Genomic DNA, 22,584 nt, shown 5'->3' with positions numbered 1-22,584 from the left:
AGCGCCCGCGTACTAGGCATATGGTGGCCAATGGGAGCGCTTCCGGGGAAACATATCGAAACGATTTAGCGAGCGATAAGGAACGTCCATTGGCTGAGGCTACGACGAACACCACCACCATCATCGCACGCGCCGACCAGCACGATATTGATCTGCACAAGGCGTCGGACCGTGTGAATTTCGGCTCCATCCGCGAGCCCATTGATGTACCCTACCTGTTGGGTGTACAGACTGACAGCTTTGACTGGCTCATCGGCAACGAGCGCTGGCAGAAGCGTGTCGAGGAGGATTTGGAGAACGGCACCAATACCGTGTCCCACACCTCTGGTCTTGACGAGGTCTTTCAGGAGATCTCCCCGATCGAGAACTTCGCTCAGACCATGAGCCTGACCTTCTCCGATCCATATTTCGAGGAACCGCGCCACACCGTGCAGGAGTGCAAGGAGAAGGATTACACCTACTCCGCTCCGCTGTACGTGAACGCTGAGTTCGAGAACGGCGACACCGGCGAAATCAAATCCCAGACCGTGTTCATGGGCGATTTCCCGCTGCAGACCCCGCACGGCACCTTCATCATCGGCGGTACCGAGCGAGTGATCGTGTCTCAGCTGGTGCGTTCTCCGGGCGTGTACTTCGACCGTAGCCAGGATCGTACTTCCGACAAGGAAGTCTTCGGCGCGAAGATCATTCCGAGCCGTGGCGCATGGCTTGAGTTCGAGATCGACAAGCGTGATGTGCTCGGCGTGCGTGTGGATCGTAAGCGCAAGCAGTCCGCCATCGTGTTCCTCATGGCCATCGGCATGACCAAGGACGAGATCGCCGACGCCTTCAAGGATTACCCGCTGGTCATGGACGCGCTCGCCAAGGAGACCGTGCAGACCCAGGACGAGGCTCTGACCGATCTGTACCGCAAGATCCGCCCGGCCGACACCCCGACGCCGGAAGCTGGCCGCAATCTGCTGGATTCCTTCTACTTCAACACCAAGCGTTACGATCTGGCCCGCGTCGGCCGTTACAAGATCAACCGCAAGCTTGGCTTGGAGAAGGATATCAACGATCGCAGCCTGTCTCGCGAAGACATCATCTCCACCATCAAGTATCTGGTCACTCTGCATGCCGGCGACACCAAGTTCCCGGGCAAGCGTGATGGTCAGGATGTGGATCTGCGCGTGGACGTCGACGATATCGACCACTTCGGCAACCGTCGTATCCGTCAGGTCGGCGAGCTGATCCAGAACCAGCTGCGCACTGGTCTGAGCCGTATGGAGCGCGTGGTCCGCGAGCGTATGACCACTCAGGATCCGGAGGCCATCACCCCGCAGTCCCTGATCAACATCCGCCCTGTGAACGCCACCATCAAGGAGTTCTTCGGAACCTCCCAGCTGTCGCAGTTCATGGATCAGAACAACCCGCTGGCAGGTGTGACCAACAAGCGTCGTCTGTCCGCTCTGGGTCCTGGCGGTCTGTCCCGCGACCGTGCATCCATGGAAGTGCGAGACGTGCACCCGTCCCACTTCGGCCGTATGTGCCCGATCGAGTCTCCTGAAGGCCCGAACATCGGTCTTATCGGCTCTCTGGCAACCTTCGGCCGCATCAACCCGTTCGGCTTCATCGAGACCCCGTACCGTAAGGTCGTCAACGGCCATGTGACCGACGAGGTCGAATACATGACCGCAGACCGCGATGCCGAGCACGTCATCGCACAGGCCAACCAGGAGCTCGACGAGAACGGCAACTTCGTCAAGAAGCAGGCCCTTGCCCGAGTCGGTGAGGAAGAAGCGGTCGATGTGCCGGTCAGCTCCGTTGACTACATGGACGTTTCCCCGCGCCAGATGGTTTCCGTCGGCGCATCCCTGATTCCGTTCCTGGAACACGATGAGGGCCACCGAGCACTGATGGGTACCAACATGCAGCGCCAGGCCGTGCCGCTGATCGAATCCGAGCGCCCGCTGGTGGGCACCGGTGCCGAATGGCGTGCAGCCGTTGATTCCGGTGATGTGATTCTGGCTGAGAAGCCGGGCGTGGTGACCTATGTTTCCGCCGATATCATCCGTGTAATGAACGACGATGGCACCACCAGCTCCTACAAGCTGGCCAAGTTCCGCCGTTCCAACCAGACCACCTGTTACAACCAGGTGCCGCTGATCCACGACGGCGAACGTGTGGAAGCCGGCACCGTGCTGGCCGACGGCCCGGCAACCCAGAAGGGTGAAATGGCTCTGGGCAAGAACCTGCTCATCGCCTTCATGCCGTGGAACGGCTATAACTACGAGGATGCTGTGATCATCTCCCAGCGTCTCGTGCAGGACGACACCCTGAGCTCCATCCACATCGAGGAATACGAGATCGACGCCCGCGAAACCAAGCTGGGTGCTGAGGAGATCACCCGTGATCTGCCGAACGTCGGCGAAGACGCGGTGGCCAACCTCGACGAGCGTGGCATTATCCGCATCGGCGCCGAAGTCGAAGCCGGCGACATTCTGGTGGGTAAGGTCACCCCGAAGGGCGAAACCGAGCTGACTCCGGAAGAGCGTCTGCTGCGCGCCATCTTCGGTGAGAAGAGCCGCGAAGTTCGTGACACCTCGCTGCGTGTGCCTCACGGCGAGACCGGTACGGTGATCGACGTCAAGGAGATCACCCGCGAAGACGCCGAAGAAGACGGCGACGAGCTGCCGAACGGCGTGAATCAGATGATTCGCGTCTACATTGCGCAGCATCGTAAGATCACCCAGGGCGACAAGCTCTCCGGCCGACATGGCAACAAGGGTGTTATCTCCCGCATTCTGCCGGAAGAGGATATGCCGTTCCTCGCGGATGGTACTCCGGTCGACATCATGCTGAACCCGCTGGGCGTGCCTTCTCGAATGAACCTCGGCCAGGTGCTGGAACTGCACTTGGGCTGGATCGCACATGCCGGCTGGGACATTTCCCTCGACCCGGATATCGAAGCCGCTTGGAAGAAGAACATTCCGCAGGGCGCCGAAAAGGGCGAGCCGGGCACCCCGGTGGCAACCCCGGTGTTCGACGGCGTTCGTCCGGAAACCATTAAGGGACTGCTTTCCTGCACCTTGCCGGATCGCGACGGCAACAAGCTGGTCGGAGACGACGGCAAGGCCGTGCTGTTCGACGGTCGTACCGGCGAACCGTACCCGAAGCCGATTTCCGTTGGCTACATGTACATGCTGAAGCTGCACCACCTGGTCGACGACAAGATCCACGCACGTTCCACCGGCCCGTACTCCATGATCACCCAGCAGCCGTTGGGTGGCAAGGCCCAGTTCGGTGGCCAGCGCTTCGGCGAAATGGAAGTGTGGGCCCTCGAGGCCTACGGTGCCGCCTACACGCTGCACGAGATGATGACCACCAAGTCCGATGACGTCGACGGCCGCGTGCGTGTCTACGGCGCCATTGTGAAGGGCGACAACCTGCCGCCGGCAGGCATTCCGGAATCCTTCAAGGTGCTGCTCAAGGAAATGCAGTCCCTGTCCCTGAACGTCGAAGTGCTCAACGCGGAAGGTGTGGCCATCGACATGAAGGACGAGGACGACGATCCGTCTGCTTCCTCCGACGATCTTGGCTTCAACATCGGCGCGCGCCCCGACGCGGTCGCCAAGGCTGACCAGGTTGCGGAAGAGCCTGAATTCCAGTGATCCCATGGCTGGTCGCGTCGTATGAAAACGTGGCGCGACCAGCCTGACGAAACGTGATTAAGCATTAAGAATCGATAGACAGGACAATAGAGTGCTGGACGTCAACGCATTTGACAAACTGAGGATCGGCCTGGCCACTGCCGAAGACATCCGTAATTGGAGCCACGGCGAGGTCAAGAAGCCTGAAACCATTAACTACCGTACCCTGAAGCCGGAGAAAGACGGTCTGTTCGGCGAACAGATCTTCGGACCTACCCGTGACTGGGAGTGCGCCTGCGGTAAGTACAAGCGCGTGCGCTTCAAGGGCATCGTCTGCGAACGCTGCGGTGTGGAAGTCACCAAGAGCCGTGTGCGCCGTGAGCGCATGGGCCATATCGAGCTTGCCGCTCCGGTGACCCACATCTGGTTCTTCAAGGGTGTTCCGTCCCGTTTGGGCTACCTGCTGGACATCGCTCCGAAGGATCTGGAAAAGGTCATCTACTTCGCTGCCTACATGGTTACCAGCGTCGATGAGGAACAGCGTCACGAGGATCTTCCGGGTCTGCAGGATGAGTTCGACAACGACATCGCCAATCTGGAGAAGCGTCGCAACGCGGAAATCGAAGAGCGTGCCAAGAAAGTTGAATCCGATCTGGCCGAACTTGAGGCCGAAGGTGAAGCCAAGGGCTCCGCACGCGCCAAGCTGCGCAACAGCGCCGAGCGTGAAATGGCCGCGATCCGCATCCGTTTCGACGAGCAGATTCAGCGTCTGAGCGCCGTGTTCGACCGCTTCAAGAACCTGAAGCCGGGCGACATGGAAGGCGACGTCGACCTGTGGCGCGAAATGGAAGACCGCTACGGCGACTACTTCGAAGGCTGCATGGGCGCCGAAGCCATCAAGAAGCGCTTGCAGGACTTCGATCTTGAGGCCGCTTCCAAGCAGCTGCGTGAGGAAATCGACACCGGCACCGGCCAGCGCAAGGCCCGCGCCCTGAAGCGTCTGAAGGTCGTCAACGCCTTCCTGACCACCGGCAACAAGCCGGAAGCCATGGTGCTCGACGTGATCCCGGTCATTCCGCCGGATCTGCGTCCGATGGTGCAGCTCGACGGTGGCCGTTTCGCCACTTCCGATCTCAACGACCTCTATCGTCGTGTGATCAACCGTAACAACCGTCTGAAGCGACTGATCGAGCTCGGCGCTCCTGAAATCATGCTCAACAACGAAAAGCGTATGCTTCAGGAAGCCGTCGACTCCCTGTTCGACAACGGTCGTCGTGGACGCCCGGTCACCGGCGCTTCGAACCGCCCGCTGAAGTCCCTGAGTGACATGCTCAAGGGCAAGCAGGGTCGTTTCCGTCAGAACCTGCTTGGTAAGCGTGTGGACTACTCCGGCCGTTCCGTGATCGTGGTCGGTCCGTCCCTGCGCATGCACCAGTGCGGTCTGCCGAAGCCGATGGCCCTCGAGCTGTTCAAGCCGTTCGTCATCAAGCGTCTTGTGGACCTCAACTACGCGCAGAACATGAAGAGCGCCAAGCGTCTTGTGGACCGTGGCGATTCCGAAGTGTGGGGTGTGCTCGAAGAGGTCATCGCCGAACATCCGGTGCTTCTGAACCGTGCACCTACGCTGCACCGTCTGGGCATTCAGGCATTCGAGCCGATCCTGGTGGAAGGCAAGGCCATCCACCTGCCACCGCTTGCCTGTGCCGCATTCAATGCCGACTTCGATGGCGACCAGATGGCAGTCCACCTGCCGCTGTCCGCTGAAGCCCAGGCCGAGGCCCGCTCCCTGATGATGGCTTCCGACAACATTCTGAAGCCGGCAGACGGCCACACCGTGACCATGCCGAGCCAGGACATGATCCTCGGTCTGTACTACCTGACCACCGTCATCGACGGAGCCAAGGGCCAGGGCCGTGTGTTCTCCTCGCTCGAAGAGGCCGAAATGGCGCTCGACAAGCACGAGATCGACATGCAGGCCAAGGTGCTTATCCGCCTTCCGAAAGACTTCGTGCTTCCGAAGGGTTGGGAACCGAGCGAAATCGAAGTCATCGATCCTGAACCGGGCAGCCCGGCGGTAGTGAAGGAAGAGCGCTTCCACGATGGTTCCGTGCTTTTCGCGACCTCCTACGGCCGCATCCTGTTCAACAGCACGCTGCCGGTCGACTACCCGTTCGTGAATGATCAGGCTCCGAAGAAGCGTCTGAGCAAGATCGTCGACGACATCGCAACCCGTTACTCCACTGCACAGGTGGCTGCAACGCTGGACGCTCTGAAGGATATGGGCTTCACCCGCGCACCGTGGTCCGGTGTGTCCTTCGCGTTCTCCGACGTTATCCAGCCGTCCGAGCGCGACGAGTTCATCGAGAAGTACGAAGCCGAAGCCGACAAGGTCAACGAGAACTACGAAATCGGTATGCTTACCGAAGAGGAGCGCCGCCAGGAACTCATCGACCTGTGGACCAAGTGCACCAGTGAGGTTTCCGAGGCTGTCGAGAAACACTTCGACTCCAAGAACAATCTGGCTATCATCGTGCAGTCCGGTGCACGAGGAAACATGATGCAGATCAACCAGATCGCAGGTATGCGAGGCCTCGTGGCCAACCCGAAGGGCGAGATCATTCCTCGACCTGTGAAGTCCAACTACCGCGACGGCCTGTCCGTGCTGGAATACTTCATCTCCCAGCACGGCGCGCGTAAGGGTCTGGCCGATACCGCACTGCGTACCGCAGAGTCTGGTTACCTGACCCGTCGTCTGGTGGACGTCTCCCAGGACGTGATTGTGCGCGAAGAGGATTGCGGCACCAAGCGCGGCCTGACGATGAAGGTCGGCGAGCGTGACGCTGAAGGCAACCTGCATCTCGTCAAGGCTGCCGACGGTGGTCCGTACTCCCGCCTGCTCGCAGCTGACGTGATCGATCCAGCCGACGGCGAAACCGTGCTGTACAAGGCCGGCGACGCGCTGTCCATGGACGTGCTCAACGATCTCGTCGCCCACGATGTGGAAGAAGTCAAGGCCCGTTCCGTGCTCACTTGCGATTCCAAGCGCGGTGTGTGCGCCAAGTGCTATGGCTGGTCTCTGGCCACCAACAAGCTTGTGGACGTCGGCGAGGCCGTTGGCATCGTGGCAGCACAGTCCATCGGCGAGCCTGGTACCCAGCTGACGCTGCGTTCCTTCCACTCCGGCGGCGTCGCTTCCGCATCCGATATCACCCAGGGTCTTCCTCGTGTTACCGAGCTTTTCGAAGCTCGTACCCCGAAGGGCGAGGCTCCGATCGCGGAGTTCGCAGGCGTGATCAAGGTGGAAGACACCGAGCGCGGCCGTCAGGTCATGCTGAAGCCGGACGACGAATCCGTCGAACCGATCGTCTACCCGGTAACCCGTCGCGCCCCGATGATGGTCAAGGACGGCGAGCATGTCGAAGCTGGCACCCAGCTGATCGAAGGCTCCGTCGATCCTAAGAAGATCCTGCGCATCCTCGGCCCTCGTGCCGCCCAAGTGAACATTGTGGAGGAAGTGCACACCGTGTACCGCTCCCAGGGCGTGGATATCCACGACAAGCACATCGAGGTCATCGTGCACCAGATGCTGCGTCGTATCACGGTGATCGATTCCGGCGATACCGACCTGCTTCCGGGTGAACTGGTGGATCAGGCCCGCTTCAAGGCCGCCAATATGAAGGCCGTGAAGGAAGGTGGCAAGCCTGCCGCCGGTCGTCCGGAGCTGATGGGCATCACCAAGGCTTCGCTGGCAACCGATTCCTGGCTGTCCGCGGCTTCCTTCCAGGAGACCACCCGCGTGCTCACCGAAGCCGCCCTGAGCCAGAAGGTCGACGACCTGAAGGGCCTCAAGGAGAACGTCATCATCGGTAAGCTCATTCCGGCCGGTACCGGTCTTGCCCGTTACCGTAACGCCGTGGTCGAGCCCGACAAGGCCATTCGCGACACCATCTACCCGAACTTCGGTTTGGGTGGCGACGAGTCCGATGCTGCCTTCGGCGATGCGGATCTGTCCGAAGTCGACTTCTCCAACATCGATTTCGGCGATCTGAAGCTTGGCGACGACTTCAATCCGGATGACTTCCTGGACGACAATGGTGGTCAGATGGATTTGGGCGACACCCTGTGATCCGAAAGACGATGATGGAACGACATAACGTCTGAAATCATCCGATAGACATAAAAATGGGGATTGGCTTCAAACAGCTGATCCCCATTTTTAATACAAAAAAGACGATTGTTGCGATTATTATGCCAACAGTCGGCATATTACGAAACTGCCTGTATTGCAGGGCGAATATCACCATCGCAAAATCAAACGTCAAATTACAATAAGGGCATGAGCTTCCTTCCATATCCGCCGCCGCCCGAACCAGGCTGGTACGACGATGACGCCACCGTAATGTCTTCCTTCGCCGATTCTGCAATGCCTGGAATGGCGCAATCTCAGCTGATGGAACAGGTTTCCGTTTCGCTGGAACCAACCAATGACGAGTCGGTCAATGACGAACCGGCCAACGATGATGATATCGATTGGGATGGCACGGTGCTGTCTTCGGCATTCACCATGAAGCAGCCGAAGCTGGAATACACGCTTTACAATGAGCAGACCGGTCAGGAAGTGATTATCGACATGGGCGTGCTGCTGGGACGCAAACCGTCCGTTGAAGTGCCGGAAGGTGCTAAATCCGTGAAATTGGAGGATTCGACGCGTACGATTTCACGTAATCATGCGGCGATCAGCTTCGATCAGGATGGCACGTTATGGATTGAGGATTATGGATCGCTTAATGGCACGTACCTTATTCGAGACAATGAGGAGACCAAGGTCGAGCACAAGCCGATGAAGTTTGAGGCACCTTGCACGGTTCGTATCGGAGACCAGTTCTTCACGCTCGAGCAGCGCTGATTGAAACGTTGTTTTGCGCATCACCAAGTATGCCGTCAAACCGCAAGGTTTGGGATGACTGAAATGACGGCGCGACAATGAACGATGTCGAGAGTAGAAGAAGGGCTGTACACGTGAGGATGCGCATACAGCCCTTCTTGACTATTGCGATTCGCTACCTGCCAACTGGCGCTTGCTGACCGGCTATTTGCTACTGGCGCAGGCGGATGGCCGCGTTGACGGCGGAATCATTGAGATTGGCAAGCCAGTCAAGCAGATCCGGGTAGATATTCGGATTGCGTGCGAGGAAGGGGTGCAGCTCCGGAGCCTCGCTCGCGATTTGGGCCATCAGCAGCTTGTCTTGCGTGGTCATGGCCAATTCCGCGGTAAAACCGCTATTCGATGCGGCCGGTTCCTGCGGCTGCATGGCGTGCTGGGCGTTGTCCGTGTACGGCTCCGCGTACTGCTGCCCGTCATATTGCGGCTGGGCCGAAGAATAATCGGCTACTTCCGACAAATCCGCTGGATTAGTGTACGGGTCGACATATTCCGTTGAAACGTCGTTCGCCATATTCGATGCCGGCGCTTCCATGAACGATTCAGGCTGGTATTGGTCGGTTGCCGGCGGCTGGTATTGCATCTGATGCTGCACGTCCGACGATTGCCGCGGCTGCTGATACTGCGCTTGCGTTTGGGATTGCTGTGCCTGTTCCGGAACGGTTTCGGTATTCCTCTGCATAACGCCTTCCTGCGGAACCGGCCACCCCAATGCGACCAGCTGCTGGCGTGCGCGTTCATCGCCGAATTGAGCGACCCAACGTTTCAGACCAGGGTACGCACGCGGATTGGCAACCACATTCGCGCCGAATTCTGGATTTTCGTAAGCGATTTTCGCCAAGAGCACGGGATCTGCGTTCGGATCCTGCACAGCTGCGGCCGCGGTATCGAAATCGACCATCATGGTCTCCTTATCTCGTGATCTGTAAATATTGTATTGAATGCGCTGAGAACAAAGCGGCAATCTAATCATCGACGCTTGCCATTGCGGGAACATGCGCGTTATTGAACGGTTCGCAACGTCTGCAATGTGCCTTCCTGCAAATCGACGATATCCTCATGATCTCCGATTTTGCTGACGTTTCAATCGTTGTCATCCGAAATATTGGTTGCCGTATCCGCTGCGTTATTCGCTGAATCGTCGCTCGCGCCGCGTTTGCCTTGAAAATGGAAAACGTCGGCAAGCGAAAGCTTGGCACGCCATCTGCGCAATGTCGGCAATGACTTGAGCATGTACTGGCGTTCCTGCTCAATATCGCGCCAATACTGCTGCACATGCTCCTCGTTGACGGTATTACCGGAGAAGGTCGCGTAATCGGCTTGTGTGCTCAAGGCAAGCAACGTTTCACTGGAAATATCCATCTGGCTTGCGATGGAGACCGCCTGTTCGCTGCGCGTGCCTTGAATGTCAAGTCCGCTTTGCCGGGCGAGCGCCGCCACGGATTGCCATCCTGCTGCCACTCGCTGTTGCGCGCTGCCGTGTTTTCTTGACCGTGCCAATGCGATCGCTTTGATAGCGAGCAGGAGGCCGCATACGATGAGCAGCGTCCACAGGGGGCTTCCGTAGATGGCTACTTTTCTTGCGATTCTGCCGAAATGCTGCCAGAAGAGGTTGGTTGACGTTTCGTCAGCCATGCTTCCGCCGATTGAGGACCTGCCTTTGGCTTGGTTATCGTCGCGCAGCGGGTCGGTGAGGGGTACTGGGGGCTGACGCACCAGATTCTGCGGGTTCGGTGGGGTGAGGTTCTGGTTTTCGTCGGGGACTTTGGTTTCCTTTGGCGTCGGGTAGAACGCCACCCAGCCGTAGCCGTCCAGTTTGATTTCCACCCATGCGGTCACGTCGTTGCCGGTGAATTCGATGACGGTGTTTTTCCCTTGTTTTTCGGTGCGGTTTTCGCTGATGTCGCCTTCATCGTCTTTTGGTAGGAATCCAAGCACCACTCGGCTTGGAAGTCCCAGGCTGCGTGCCATGAGTGCCATTGCGGAGGCGTATTGTTCGCTGTCTCCGACCATGGCCGTTCCGGCGAGCAGCTGGTCGATACGGTAGTTGCCGTGGCCGGCGGTAGACGGGTAATCGCCGCTCAAGCCGTGCGAGAACCAGCCTGATTCCTTGAGTTTTTCGGCGATGGCCTGGGCTGCTTCGCCGCCTTTGGATTGGCCGCCGGCGATGGCTGTGGCGAGTTTGTCCACACAATCGGGCACGTCTTCGGCTTTTGGCTGGCTGATGGAGGCTGCATTGGCTTTGACGATTTGCTTGTCGGTGGGAACTGTTGGCATGATGCCGGTTTCCGTGTAGGTGAGGCCTTCGGAAGTGCGTGAAGGGTAGATGGCCGACATGGTGTCGCTGTTGTAATAGAACGAGTCGGCGTTTTCGCTGTTGTCGAAGGTCACGCTCGATGCGGCTCCGGCCATGGGCAGCCAGTAGTCGCTCAGGCCTTTGTTCACGGTGAATGTTGCGGTGAATTTCTTGCCTTCGGCGTTGTTGGTGATAGAGGTGCCGACACGATGGTAGTTGGAGGAGTCCGATGACATGGCGGAATCGGACAGGTTCCATACGTTGCCGTCGAAACGGTCCATGACCGCTAGCCGCACGCCCGATCCTGCGGGCAGGTTTTGAACGGTGAGGAGCACATCGTCCTTGCTGTTTTTGATGTACGAACGCATGCCGCTCAACGGGCTTGTGTAATCGTACGGGCTGAGCGGCGGATCGTAATGGTCGCGCAGAATGGTGCGGTCCTGGCCGACGGCAAGGCATCCTCCGATCGCCAATGCGATGGAAACAACCACGATTACCACGGAACTGATCCAACGTCCCAATTCCAGTAATTTCCAACGTGCACTGATCCAAATCACGAGCACAAGCGCCATCGCGATGCCGACGAATATGCGGTAATAGCCGGAAGATGAGCCGAGCAATGCACAGATCGCAAGATTGGCGATGACGGGAATGATGGCGATCATGGTGAATCGTCCATCTTCCGTCACTGCGAAAATACCGGTGAGCAGCGCGAACCACAGGCAGATGGTCCATACGGCAAGCAGACAGCCGTCCGCGGTACCGGTTGGAGGCTCGACCGACAGAATGAATTTGAAGGAGCCAAGCATCTGCATCCAACCTTGCGTAAGCGTACGCAGGGTTGGGATGAAGTGTGTGATGGTGGTGTCGTTGAGGAACAGAACCGGGCCGACAACCAGTTGCGCGACGGCCGTGAACAGTATCTGCCACCAGAGGCGGAGCGCGGGAACCGTGCCTGCGAGCGCCACGAGTGATCCGATGATGGTGGCTGGAATGGCGGCGAGGGCCCAGGATGCGGCTGATCCGTAGACGTCGATGAGGTTGCTGGCTGCGGCGAGGGTGAGCAGGGCTGCTACGAGCAAGCTTGCGTATTGCGAGGCGCGTGGTCGGTGTAAGTAGGGAAGGACTTGCGATTTGCCGTCTCGTGACATCCAGATGGCGGAGTGTGTGGAGTCGGCCCATGAGCCTGTTCCGGTGCCTGTTTCCGTGAAGGTGCCGGTGGATGATTCGGTGAAGGTGTTGCCGAATCCGGTGGTGTGGTCGGCGCGGGTTTCGCCGGTATTGGCGTTGATGCTGTGTTTGCTGAATCCTGCGGTGCTCATGCCAGTACCCCCATGATCATTGGAAGATCGTCTAGGTTTCCTACGGTCGCCAGGGTGAAGTCGGCGTATTGTTTGATGGCGCGTGGTTGCCCGATGGTGGTTTGCAGTACCACGCAGGTTGCTGATCGGGGGAGCGCGAGCGCTATGTGTTTGATCTCGTCGATGCTTTTGAGCCTGCCGACGGTGATGTAGTAGAACGATGAGTCGGGGCGTGGGTGAGGGTGGTTTGTGCGAGGTTCGGATTGTCGTTGATGTCGGGGGTAATGGCGCTGCATCCGTCGAGGAATTCCGTGGAGTTGCATGGCGTGGCGTGTTCGTTTCCCGCATGGGAGGTTACCGGGCGGTTTTGGAGCAGGCATTGCACGCCGATGGATGCGTGGACGGATACCGCCAGTTCGAATTCGTCGGAGCTGAGGTAGTCGTCTGGGTTCACGCTGATGGTCAATGCGGTGTTGGTACGTCGGGTTGCTTCGTATTGGCGGATCATCAGTGCTCCCGTTTTTGCGGAGCTGAGCCAGTGCACGTTGCGCACGTCGTCGCCCGGCTCGTATTCGCGCAGTCCGTAGAAGTCGAGGTCGTCGTCGACGATTTCGCCGCTGGGCTGACCTTCGAAGTCTCGCGGAATTCCGGCGTTGAGTGTGTTCAGCATGACGGTTTGCGGGTGGATGAACACGTTGATTTGGTCGGCGAGTTTCTTTTCGTGCCGTACGAGTCCAAATGGGTCACCTTTGCGTATGGAAAGCGGTCCGACCGGCAACACCGCGCGGGAGACGGCGGTGAATTCCACGGTTGTTTGGTGCGATTGGCCAGCGGTGAGCATGGGGATGGAGAATCGTTCGTGATTGTCGCCGATGGACAGGTCGCCTCGTGCGGATGTGGTTGGCGTGTGTCCCGGATTGTCGACGCACACGTCGACTTTCACGGTGTCTGACACGGTGACTCGCCTTCTAGACACGTCTATGGTGGCAGTGAACGACGTGTTGCCGAGCGACAGCATGATGGCGGCGACCATCATGCAGACGAATATGATCGCCATGGCCAGCAGTTCATGCCATCCGAGGATCGTGAACGCTATGAGCGAGGCGATGGTGAGTCCGGCTACTGCCCATCCGAGTGGTGACACATATGAGGTGACCAGTCGTTTGATGCGATGCTTGATGCGTCGCAGGGATCGTTGCATGGTTCTCCTGCGTTGCATGGTTTTGGATTGTCGCATACTTGACCTTTCGGGGGTTTGCGAACGTTTCGTGCGGTTGTGCGCTTCTGTCGTGCTGCGCGTGCAGTGTGCAGCTGTGTCGGGTATACGTTTCAGACGGTGGCGCCTACGGTCGGTGCAGGTACGTTTTCGAGGATCTGTTCGATCATCTGTTCGGGGGTGTATCCGGCGAACGTGGCCTCTGCGGTGAGCGTGATGCGGTGCGCGAGCACGGCGACCGCCAGCTGCTTCACATCGTCGGGTACCGCATATCCGCGATTGTTGGACGCTGCCCACGCGCGGGCGCATCGGGTCAGCGCGAGTGCGCCTCGCATGGACGATCCGACTTGGATGCGTTCGTTGTGGCGCGTCGCTTCCACCAAGCGCACGATGTACTCGAGGATCGCGTCGTCAAGATGAACGGTTTCGCTGATGGCACGCATGCGTAGCACGTCGTTGCCGGTGAGCACCGCATGTACGGTGGATGCACGGTCGGTGACGTTGACCTGCTTGAGAATGCTTACGCTCACGTCATGGCTCGGATAGCCGATGGTTGTTTTGATGAGGAAACGATCCATCTGCGCTTCCGGTAGTTTGTAGGTGCCGAGCTGTTCGATGGGGTTCTGGGTGGCGATGACCATGAAAGGCTGCGGTACCGCGTGGGTTTCGCCGTCGACGGTGACTTTCTGCTCTTCCATGACCTCGAGCAGCGCGGACTGTGTTTTCGGCGAGGCTCGGTTGATTTCGTCGGCAAGCACGATGGATGCGAAAATCGGGCCTTCGCGGTATTCGAATTCGCCGTTCTTTTGGTCGTAGTAGGTTACGCCGACCACGTCGGAAGGCAGCAGATCCGGAGTGAACTGGATGCGCTTGAACGACATGTCGATGGAGTTGGCGAGGCCTCGGGCCAGCTGCGTCTTGCCTGTTCCGGGGTTGTCTTCAAGCAGAATGTGGCCGCCGACAATCATGGCGGTGGCGCATTGGCGGATCGGTTGTTCCTTGCCGACCACGACCTGGGAGACGCTGTCGACCAGTTTGGCGAACTGGTTGTAGAATTCGGTGATGTCGGCCTGTGGCGCGGACATCATGGACGAGGTTGCGGCTGGCTGCGCGGGCTTGGCTTGCGGTGTTGTGGCCTGCGGGAATTGGCGTGGTGCCGCTGTCGGAATTGGCTGCGATTGCGGCAATGGTTGTTGCATCTGCACCGGCTGTGCCGGTTGCGCCTTCATGGGGTGCGTTGTTGGAACCGTAGGCATTGCAGGCCTGGAGGGCGTTGCGTTGTATGCGCTGAGCACGGTGTCTTCATCGTCGCCGCTTTGCTTCTGCGGATGCGTCGGCAGGCTTGGAGCTTGGAATGCGAGGCGCATCTGCGGATTGCCAGGCTGTTGCGGCTTGTTCATATGGTGCCCGATGGAACCCAGCTGGGTGGCGTCGTCATCGTTTTCGTTGCTCATGGGTGCTCCTTGCTTGCTTCTATTGGTCGTATTGATGATTGGTTGTCGATATTGGATTGTTCGTCGAGATTGCCATACCGGCTAGCGATTGGCGTAATAGGCCAAGCCTCTCACCCACGGCTTGCTTTTTCCATCGATGGTGGAAAGAGCTACGGATGAAGCCGTAGGGGCGTCACTTTGCCCTGATCCCGACTGGTCCGGATTGGAATCAGGCTTAGGATCGGGGGTTGGTCCGTTATAGCGGTCGGAGTCTTTGATCGTTGATCCGTCTGCCTCGTTGTTGAGTGCCGGGTCTGGACCGGTGACTTTAAACTTCCATGTGTAGTCAACCCCCGTTGGTAGCTTTTCGGCGTTCAACTGACTGGTACCTTGGGCCCAAGGGATTTCGTATGTTTTGCCACCTCCGGTGAATACGAAAGAGTAGCTGCCAATTTGATTCCATGTTTTCACCGATCCGCCGGCGACCTTGATGAGATTCGTGTCATTGGCATCCCAGGAAAGGGTCGGCATGGTAGTGATTTCCGCTTTGATTTTGTTGCCGACGGTATTGCTGTTGGCAGTTTCAGGGGTGCTGATATGTGACGTATCAATGAAGTATTGCTGGACATTTACCGTATCGCAGGTGCTCCAGTTACCGGAAAGCGGCCATTCTGCTCTGTTCTCGTGAAGATCAACATTGTAATAATCCTTGGCCCTTACAACAAAGCCTGTGACGCGCCCTTTTTTGGACCAGGTCGCCACACATGTATTGTTGCTGAGTTCCAGCTTCACATTGGTTGGAGGGTCGACTGCTGTGAAGGGCGAAACGGATGTTTCGCTGCTCGACGAACCACTGCGTTCCGTGACCACGGTAATCGTTGGCTTAATCTCTTTGTAATACCACTCGTTCTTGATGTCGAATTCGACGGAATAGTCCGTGGCATTGGTCTCTACGGATCTGTCTTCGTCTCTGATACTTACCGTAATCGACTGGTATTTCGAGTTACGGGCGTCATTGATCCGCCCGCTCACCACAATCTTGTCGCCATTCTGCACTGCGGAGATGGTTGGTTTGTCAGGCTTACCCCAAGGCGAAACGGCATTGGACACGGCGGATGGCTGACTCCAGTTCATTTTGTTATGCGCCTTGACCGTGGCGGTATAGGATGCGCCATTGGTAATCGCATTGTCGTCGAATTTGAACGTGAAGCTTGTACCTTCAACCTTTTGCGTCGGATTCGCTATATTGGATCCATTTAACGTCACCTCATAGCCGTCGACGGCGGAGAAATTGCCTTCCGGAGCTTTCCATGTGACAACGACGGTGTTCCTGCCGGCTTCGGCCTTCACATCGGTCGGCGCGTCCGGAAGCTTGTCAGGCGTGCCTTCCACGCTGTTCGACTCCTTCGACCAGCCGACCTCATTCTTGGCCTGCACCTTGAACGAGTACGTCTTGCCGTTCTTCAAACCGGTAATCTGGCAGGAGGTCACGGAACCGCACAATTTCTCGCCGGAACCGTCGCCGTTCCACGTCACCTTGTATTCGCTGATCGGGCTGCCGTTCGAAGAACCGGCCGTCCAACTCAGATTCACCACGCCATCCTGCGGGTCTCCCGCGATGGGGGAGGGCAGAGGCGCATCCGGCTTGTCCATTACCGAAACGCTGATGGTGCCTGTAACCTCACGTTCCTTCGTATTGGTGGCATCACGCACGTTGACGATCACCTTGTTGATGCTCGAGCCGATGTCGGAAGCTGCGCTGATCGACACTACGCCGTTGGACGGGCAGTCCACGGTCAGCTTCGACGCGCCGTCGGACGTACATCCGGTCACGGTCAATGCGGAATCGGGGAACGGATTGTACGCGTCGGCAAGCAGGTTCACTTCCTCGCTGCTTCCCGCCTTGACCTTCACGGTTTTCGCGTTGATGCGTGCCAAAGGCCTGTTGGAGGTCGTCACACGAACCGTGACGCCCGCGTTCACCGTGCCCTTCGAATATTGGATTGAAATGGGCACGCTCACCGTGGTTCCCGGTGACGTGGTTTTGTCGGCGGACACGGTCAGTTTGCCGTTAGAACTCACTTTGGCGCTCACCTGGTCGGAATCAGCGCCACCAGAATACGTGTACTGTTTTTCATCGTCGTATAGGTCGGACGCCGAATGGGTCAACGCGGTCAGGTCGATGGTGGTGGCGCTTTCGCCGGCGACCACGTCGATGGTGGGCGAAGAGAACGTCGGCGCGGGCGCGTCACGCCCGATCACGGTGATCGGCAACGTCAACACCGCCGAATTGATTATTTTCACCTTGTTGTTCTTGTCGCGCTTGCCATCCACCGCGGTGAAGGTGATGGATGCAGGGCCGGAGTAGTCCTTCGGCGCGGTGAACTTCAACGTCTGGTCGTTCACATACAGGTCGCCGTCCGCGGCTTTCGTGGCGCTTACCGAATCGGCGCCGTCCACATATGCGGTCTTGCCTGCGCCCACGCGCACGTAATCGGCGATATTGATGGTGATCGTCTCGCGCGCGTTCACTTTCAATGCTGGTGCCTTCGGTCGAAGAATCGGCGGGAACACGCCATATGCGGGCACTTGGATGAACGCCGTGGACATGATGCCGTATGTCGTGTTGGTCACGGTGTATGGCACTGCTCGCGCCTCGTCCGTCAATTCCACGGTAATGGTCGTGGATTTGTCTCCGCCCTTGACATGTGCGTGGTCGGTGGCCGAATCATCCACGGCCACCTGCAGTTCGTCGGCGCTGCCGGAAGGATTCGCGATCCATTGCGAAACGTCCACGTCGACCGATTTCTTGTCGATCGTCGCCGAAGAAGGCACACGATAATCGTATGCGGTCGGCGGTTCGATGGTGGCGTTGCCATCGACGTTCACCGTCAGCGTTGCTGTGTCGGACAATCCCGCTTTGTCTTTGACCGTATACACCACGTAATAGGTGCCCGCCTGCTGCGGTGTGGTGAAGGCGAGCGCATTATCCACTACGTTCACATTGCTGATGTCTTGCGATTCGACGTCTTCGCTGACGGTCAGGTCGGTGCTGTCTCCGGAAATGTCGTTTTGCGCCACGGGTACGGTTGCTGCAGTGTTGGGGCGCAATGTGATTTCGTCATCGCGCGCGTACACGCCCGAGTCGGTGCCGGATGTGAACACGCCCACGCGGATTTGCGCTTGGGATCGTTGGCCGGTCCAGTCTTCGACGGCGTATGAGAAGGTGTCGGTTCCTGCGGAGTCGGCATATGCCTCGTATACCAGGTAGGTGGCTCCGACTTCGCTGATGCGTCCGAGCGTCGGAGCCTTGTTGCCAAGGCCGAGCAGCTGCACGTCGTCACCATCGGCGTCGATGCCGGTCAAGGTGATTGGGATTTGGACTTTCTGCCCTGCCGCAACCTGTGCTTCAACGTCGGATGGTGTTGGCGCCGCCTTGTTTTCGGCGTCTTTTTGATGCACGTTGATGGTGATTGTGGCAGATGCCGCGTTGCCGAGATTGTCTTTGATCGTGTACGTTACGGGGAAGGATCCGGTTTGGTCGGATGCTTGGTATCGTACGGTGTTGCCTGATACGAATACGAGTCCTTTGAACGTGCTCTTGTCGTATTGCAGGTCGTTTTGCAGGTTTACCGTGGTGCCGTCGGAGTAGGTAACGTGGTCGAGCACGTCGATGGAGACGATGCCGTCGGTGCGTACCTGCGTGGTGATGTTGTCGGCTTTCGGTATGGAGTTGGAGGTGGTCAACGCCGGCGGCTGCAGTACGATTACGCCGGTCGACGTGCCTGCTGCGTTGGCTACACTGTATTTGATTTGCACGGGTTCGGTCGGCACCTGTCGTGCGGTGATGTAGACGCGCTTGTTGCTCACGACGCCGGTTTTGATGCCGCTTGCCGCGTCGGCGGTCACGTTGGTCACGGACAATACGCCGCCCATCGGGTCGACGTCGTTGGCCAGGGGCTCCACGATCGCGGTGTTGTCGGCGCCGAGCAGTGCCACGTCGTTGGCGGCGATGGGTTTGGCGGAGTCTCCGGTCGTGGCCTGTACTTCAATGCGGGCCAGGCCGGTCGTGGGAATGGTTCCTTGCGTGATGGTGTAGGGCACGTAGTAGGTGCCGGGGTTGGCCGCGCTGAAGGTGAACGACATGTCGGTGGCGTTCATGGCTGTGGATGCGCCGGATGGGGTTTCCACGGCGGTCAGCTGCGTGGGTTCGGCCGAGGTGCCGTGCACGTATTGTTTGAGCGAGACGGTGGTGCGTGCGTCTGGCGTGGTCTGCTTGACTACCGGATCAATCACCGCGGCCAACGTGTTGGCCGGTTTCACTGAGAAATACACCATGCCGGTGCCGGTCTGCTGTCCGTCGGAAACGGTTACTTCGATGCTGGCTCTGCCGGAAGACATGGATCCCGCGTTGAATACGAGCTGCCCGTCGGCTCGCGTGGAGACGGTCACCTGGTCGGTGTTCTGCGGGGTTGCGGATACGAGCGTGAGCGGATCGCCGTCGGGGTCGGAGAAGCTGCCCAAAGCGTTGGTGGTGTAGGTGGCTCCTTGCTCCACGTCGATTTCCGGTGGCGTATCGGTTTGCTGGGGCGCGTTGTCGTCGTTTCCGACCAAGGTGAGGTTCACGTTGGCGTTGGATGTCTGCCCGCGTCCGTCGGAAATCTCATAGCTGAACGATACCGATCCCTCGGCTGCCGCGGATGCGTCGAGCTGCAGGTATCGTCCGTCATATACGGGTGAGACGCTGATGTTGGCTCCGTCCGGGGCGCTTACCGAGGTGATGCGCAGCACGGAACAGTCGGTCTGCTCGTCGTTGCGAAGCACGTCGAGAATCTGCTGCGATCCCGTTCTCGCGCCGAGCAAATCGTCTTCCGCTTTGATCTGCCCGGATTGCGACGAACAGGTTTTGCTGAAATTATGCTGGTTGTTGGCACTATCGTTGTTCTGTTCCTGCTGCTTCGACTGTTTGGTTTCCACCTTGTTCCATTGGATTTTGATGACTTTGGTGGATTCCTGCGGATTCCAGACGTTGCCGTTGACCACGTCGTTGAGTATGACCAGACGATGGTTGGTGCGGAATATCAGTTCCGAAGTGGCGTTGATGTTGGTCAGGGTGTCGAATGTCGTGTCCGAACCGTCGGCGGAGCATGCTTTGGCGTAATTGTTGGCTTTCTGTGCCCATGCGGCGAATACGCATCCTCCTGTGGATACCGGCTGGGCGGCCTCGCCTTTGCCGGAATTTGGGGTTTCAGAGGTTTTCTTGGTGCTGAGGTTCACCGTTGCGAGTCCACGTGGTGTCGCCACGGCCACCCATCCGTTCTGTTTGCCGTCCGTGGAAGGGGCTTGCAAGGTCATGTCGCCCTGCAGATTGATGGCTGCGCTTCCCTGCGGCCAGTACACGGTGCTTTTCGTCGCCACGACCGGGGTTGCGCCGATAACGGTGAACGATTCGGCATGCGGTGCGCCTTTGATTGTGTCTGTTTGCTCGTTCGTGCCCTGCGGCCCGTCGAGGCTCAGCACCGCACCATCGGAAGCACGGTATCCGTATACGGTTCCGTCGTGTGTCAACGCGATTTTTCCACCGGATCCCAGCTTCATGTTCGGCTTGTCGGTGGTTGGATTGACGGATTTCACATCGGAAGCGGATCCCACCCACACATTGCCGGTTTTGACATTGATGAACGCTGCGGTGTCGCCTCCGACAATGGTTTCGATATCCGTTTTGATGGCGGTGTTGCCGGTTTCGCTGATGGTGGAAGCCGCGATGTTGCTGGCTTTCGTACCTTCGGAAATCACGGTGCTGCCATTATGTTGGGCCACGTCGAAACGGGAGGCCGCGGATGAGACTCCAGCGTTCACATCCTTGTTTTTCGCATTGAATCGTGCGGCCTTGCGGTCCTTCAGCGAAGTGATCCACACGGTGCCGTCGTCAAGTTGCACATGCCGTTGCGTCACCGAATGGACGATGAACGCGCCTGCGATGATGCCCAGCAACAGAAGCAGCATGACGATCGGTGTGATCCACCGTCTGCTTCCCGACGGCAACAGTAGTTTGCGCATCATCGATCCGAAGTGCAATTGACGTTCATACGATTGTGCCGACTGATTGGCTGCGTTCTTGCGTTTGCCCATTTCCGGTTCTTCCCTGAATGTTCCGATTGTCGTTGTGTTCGTTCCGGACGTCGCCTGCGATTGAATAATGCCGTCGGCCGACCCTGTTGCGAAATGCTGCGATGCTTATGGTTTAGCTGCGCACGCTATCGTAGGATTCTGCGACATCTGACGGTCGGTCCGGATGAGGCTCACCTGAATGCAGGTCTGCGAGCCGTTGGCGGGTTCGATACTGATATGAGTGTCGGTGGTGGTGGTTCCCTGGGCGTTCGAATCGACGCCGGCATCGCCGACCAGTGACCACACGTACGAATCCCCATCCTGAGGGTCGGGGTTCACCCAAGTGAACTGCACGCTGCTGCCATCGGCGGAATATGACCCGGTCAGATTCTCGACACTGGGCACACTGCCGGTGGTGATAGCCGAATCCGGTGAATCGTTCTCCTGATCGCGTGTTCCTGGATTCTTGATCTGCACGCTGCTGTTGTCGGAAGCGGAATCCATATTCGGCATGATCGCATACGTGAACACCAGCGCGACGGCTGCAATCGCGACGACCACCGAAACAACGATCGCAAGAGGCTTGGCCCAAGTGCTGCGCTGCTTTGGGGCAGTCGGCGAAACCTGAACGTTCGTCTGCGCCTGCGTGTACAGGTTCTGCGGGAACGGCGGTTCCCCCTCAACTGTGGTCGGCGTGGCATGGCCATACAATTCCTGCTGCGCACGCTGCATATCACGTGCGAAATCGTATGCGGAATAATATCGGTCCTCCGGAGTTTTATTCAACGCCTTACGCAGGATCCGCTCCACTTGCTGGGGAATATCCGGCCTGTTGAGCTTGGGCAGCGGATTGGTGAGAATGATGTTCCGCAGCAGAGCGCCGCGATTTTTGCCTCGGGTTGCGCCAAGAGCTGCGGAATAGCCGTATTCGTACGGCGACTGGCCCGTCAGCATGGCGGACAGCGTCGCCCCCAGAGAATAGATGTCAGAGGATTCGTTGCCTCCGCCGTTCTTCGCAAGCACTTCCGGCGGAGCCCACGCGATGGTGTAGCCGATGCCGGGGCGCCCGTAAATCGTTCCCGCGATGCCGAAATCGGAAAGCATGGGCATGCCATGCGCGTTGATAAGAATATTGCTGGGCTTGATGTCGCGGTGGATAATGCCTTCGCGGTGCGCCGTGAAAAGGGCGCTTGCCAGATTGATGCCGACGGTGAGCATCTGGTCTGCGCTGAGACGGTTGGATTCCAGGAAGGTCTTGTAATTGCCTCCCGGAGCGTATTCGAACACGGTATAGCCGTTGCCTGTGGTGGTGACTCCGCTTTCGTGCACCGAAAGAATGTAAGGGTGTGATGAGATCTTGCCCATGAAGTTCGCCTCGGAACGGAATCTTGCTGCCGCGCGCAGGTCGAGCGTTCCCCTGCTGACTTTGATGGCCACCTGACGGCTGGGGGAAAGCTGCTGGTACAAGTACACATTCGCTTCGGAACCTGAACCCAACTTCTGGGCGAATGCGTACCCAGGGATTTGAGGGGGAGTGCCGTCCATGGCTTCCATATGCTCTCTTTCCTCGTAGTGCGTATGTTTTCAGCCGCTCTCTCCAAAGGCCATGTTAGCCGAAGACCAACCCAAAAACCTACCAGTAAGGGGTTGAATATT

8 protein-coding genes and 1 pseudogene are annotated in these 22,584 nt (G+C 58.3%); 3 read left to right on the top strand and 6 right to left on the bottom strand.

From position 1 onward, the window contains the following. Positions 1 to 89: 89 nt before the first annotated feature. From rpoB to AH68_RS07960, 3 genes are all read left to right on the top strand, one after another. On the top strand, positions 90 to 3,650 hold the full coding sequence (gene rpoB, locus AH68_RS07970) for a DNA-directed RNA polymerase subunit beta (RefSeq protein WP_039199145.1): 3,561 nt from the start codon (positions 90 to 92) through the stop codon (positions 3,648 to 3,650). A 91-nt stretch (positions 3,651 to 3,741) separates the two neighbouring features. Next, the gene (locus AH68_RS07965; RefSeq protein WP_039199144.1) at positions 3,742 to 7,755 is read left to right on the top strand and encodes a DNA-directed RNA polymerase subunit beta'; all 4,014 of its coding nucleotides are present in this window, start codon (positions 3,742 to 3,744) and stop codon (positions 7,753 to 7,755) included. Between the two features lie 210 nt (positions 7,756 to 7,965). Further along, positions 7,966 to 8,535: an FHA domain-containing protein gene (locus AH68_RS07960; RefSeq protein ID WP_039199143.1), complete on the top strand. Its 570-nt coding sequence runs from the start codon at positions 7,966 to 7,968 to the stop codon at positions 8,533 to 8,535. Between the two features lie 190 nt (positions 8,536 to 8,725). Here AH68_RS07960 and AH68_RS07955 read toward each other — a convergent pair whose 3' ends face one another. From AH68_RS07955 to AH68_RS07930, 6 genes and pseudogenes are all read right to left on the bottom strand, one after another. Then, positions 8,726 to 9,472: a variant leucine-rich repeat-containing protein gene (locus AH68_RS07955; RefSeq protein ID WP_144245774.1), complete on the bottom strand. Its 747-nt coding sequence runs from the start codon at positions 9,470 to 9,472 to the stop codon at positions 8,726 to 8,728. Between the two features lie 182 nt (positions 9,473 to 9,654). Next, complete coding sequence (locus tag AH68_RS07950) at positions 9,655 to 12,189, bottom strand: transglutaminase TgpA family protein (RefSeq protein WP_052189196.1); 2,535 nt, start codon at positions 12,187 to 12,189, stop codon at positions 9,655 to 9,657. Further along, positions 12,186 to 13,405: pseudogene (locus AH68_RS07945) on the bottom strand (DUF58 domain-containing protein). The gene AH68_RS07950 and the pseudogene AH68_RS07945 overlap by 4 nt, the downstream one beginning before the upstream one ends. 92 nt (positions 13,406 to 13,497) lie before the next feature. After that, complete coding sequence (locus tag AH68_RS07940; RefSeq protein WP_039199141.1) at positions 13,498 to 14,838, bottom strand: AAA family ATPase; 1,341 nt, start codon at positions 14,836 to 14,838, stop codon at positions 13,498 to 13,500. Between the two features lie 81 nt (positions 14,839 to 14,919). Beyond that, positions 14,920 to 20,949: an Ig-like domain-containing protein gene (locus tag AH68_RS07935; protein ID WP_039199140.1), complete on the bottom strand. Its 6,030-nt coding sequence runs from the start codon at positions 20,947 to 20,949 to the stop codon at positions 14,920 to 14,922. Between the two features lie 105 nt (positions 20,950 to 21,054). Further along, positions 21,055 to 22,482 (bottom strand): serine/threonine-protein kinase, encoded by a 1,428-nt coding sequence (locus AH68_RS07930; RefSeq protein ID WP_039199139.1) that lies wholly within the window; start codon positions 22,480 to 22,482, stop codon positions 21,055 to 21,057. Positions 22,483 to 22,584 lie beyond the last annotated feature (102 nt).

The organism is Bifidobacterium catenulatum PV20-2 (assembly GCF_000800455.1).
In the GTDB taxonomy this organism is placed as follows: Bacteria; Actinomycetota; Actinomycetes; order Actinomycetales; family Bifidobacteriaceae; genus Bifidobacterium; species Bifidobacterium kashiwanohense_A.
The sequence above is the reverse complement of the archived record's forward strand: the minus strand, read 5'-3'. Positions and strand labels throughout refer to the sequence as shown.

What these genes read in the sequence shown, in the direction of transcription:
- AH68_RS07935 (WP_039199140.1), bottom strand. Translation starts at nt 20,949, where the DNA reads ATGGGCAAACGCAAGAACGCAGCCAATCAGTCGGCACAATCGTATGAA.
- AH68_RS07960 (WP_039199143.1), top strand. Translation starts at nt 7,966, where the DNA reads ATGAGCTTCCTTCCATATCCGCCGCCGCCCGAACCAGGCTGGTACGAC.
- AH68_RS07950 (WP_052189196.1), bottom strand. Translation starts at nt 12,189, where the DNA reads ATGAGCACCGCAGGATTCAGCAAACACAGCATCAACGCCAATACCGGC.
- AH68_RS07930 (WP_039199139.1), bottom strand. Translation starts at nt 22,482, where the DNA reads ATGGAAGCCATGGACGGCACTCCCCCTCAAATCCCTGGGTACGCATTC.
- AH68_RS07940 (WP_039199141.1), bottom strand. Translation starts at nt 14,838, where the DNA reads ATGAGCAACGAAAACGATGACGACGCCACCCAGCTGGGTTCCATCGGG.
- AH68_RS07955 (WP_144245774.1), bottom strand. Translation starts at nt 9,472, where the DNA reads ATGGTCGATTTCGATACCGCGGCCGCAGCTGTGCAGGATCCGAACGCA.